The organism is Frankia sp. AgKG'84/4, assembly GCF_023242965.2.
Lineage (GTDB): Bacteria > Actinomycetota > Actinomycetes > Frankiales > Frankiaceae > Frankia.
The window spans coordinates 1-1505 of the sequence record NZ_JALKFU020001072.1; the positions used below are offsets into that span (position 1 = coordinate 1).

A 1505-nucleotide genomic window follows, 5' to 3' on the forward strand; every position below is an offset into this window, starting at 1 on the left:
GGCCCGGTCGCCCGGGCGGCCCGCGCCACCCGGCGCGACGGCCGTGGTCGGGAACCTCGTCGCCGGCACACCGGGCGGACCGCGCGAGGCAGCGCGGCTGCTCAACGGCTTCGACGTCGCCGTGCTGCAGCACGAGTACGGCGTGTACGGCGGGCCGGACGGCGACGAGGTGCTCGCCGTGCTCGATGCCGTCGAGGTGCCGGTGATCGTCGTCCTGCACACCGTGCTGGTGACACCGACGCCGCATCAGCGTCGCGTCCTGGACGCCATCGTCGCCTCGGCGGACGCGGTGGTCGTGATGACCGAGACCGCGCGCGTGCGGCTCGTCGAGGGCTACCGGGTCCATCCGCGCCGCGTGGTGGTCATCCCGCACGGCGCGGCGGACGGCCAGCGGGCCCCGGGGCGGCACGCCGACCGGCCGACCATCCTCACCTGGGGGCTGATCGGACCGGGCAAGGGCATCGAGTGGGGCATCGCCGCCATGGCGCAGCTCGCCGGCCTCGCACCCGCGCCGCGCTACGTCATCGCCGGCCAGACCCATCCGAAGGTCCTCGCCCGGGAGGGCGAGGCCTACCGGGACAGGCTGACCGCCCAGGTCCGGGACCTGGGCCTGACCGACTCCGTCAGTTTCGACGACCGCTACCTCGACGCGGTGTCGCTCGCGGGGCTGGTGCGCCAGGCCGACGTGGTGCTGCTGCCCTACGACTCGGTGGACCAGGTGACCTCCGGTGTCCTCATCGAGGCGGTCGCCGCGTCGTGCCCGATCGTCGCCACTGCCTTCCCGCACGCCGTCGAGCTCCTCGGCGACGGCAGCGGCCTGGTCGTGCCGCACCGGGACCCGGGCGCGATCGCCGCCGCGGTGCGCAGCATCACCACCAACGAGACGGTGCGTACCGGACTCGCCGGCGCCGCCGCCGCCAAGGCCCCGGACCTGCTGTGGCCGGCGGTCGCCGGGCGGTACCGGCAGCTGGCCGCCGGGCTCGTCGCCCGGCGCGGGAGCCGGCCCTCCAGCGCGCCCGTGTCGGTGGCCCGGTGACCGTCGCGGTCTCGTTCGACCATCTCATCCGCCTCACCGACGACATCGGCCTGTTCGAGCACGCCCTCGGTTCGGTTCGTCGCCGAGCTGCGCGCCGCGGCCGGTGTGGGGCGGGCTGCCCGGTTGGCGCCAGCGGCCCTGGCCGTCGGTGAGCCGGGACCCGGCCCGGCCGGCGGAGCCGGGTCTGGGCCTCGACCTGGATTCGGATCTGGCCCCGGATCCGGCGTTAGGCCTGGGCCTGGAGCTGGGCCTGGAGCTGGAGCTGGCCGCGGGTCTGAACCTGGTGTCGGGCCTGGTGTCGGGCCTGAGTCGGGGGACGGCGGCGACACCGGGAACGGGATCAGAGTGCCCGCGCCCGCCCGACCGCGGACCGCTGGCGCGCGGCCGGCGGGAGCCTGGTTGCCCAGACCGGTCCCGGCTGGCCGGTCGGGCGGCCCGCGGGAGGTGCGCCCGGCGGGCGGGCCGGCGG

General features: G+C 76.6%; 3 protein-coding genes. All 3 read left to right on the top strand.

Going from position 1 to position 1505, the window contains the following annotated elements; genetic code table 11:
* The coding region (locus tag MXD58_RS27360; protein WP_250610904.1) for a glycosyltransferase at positions 1-1036 on the top strand (1036 nt) is incomplete at its 5' end.
* A complete protein-coding gene (locus MXD58_RS27365; protein WP_250610906.1) occupies positions 1033-1188 on the top strand; it encodes a hypothetical protein in 156 nt (51 codons plus the stop codon). The genes MXD58_RS27360 and MXD58_RS27365, both read left to right, overlap by 4 nt.
* Positions 1185-1505: hypothetical protein (locus MXD58_RS30490; RefSeq protein ID WP_284678919.1), on the top strand; the 321-nt coding region annotated here is incomplete at its 3' end. The genes MXD58_RS27365 and MXD58_RS30490, both read left to right, overlap by 4 nt.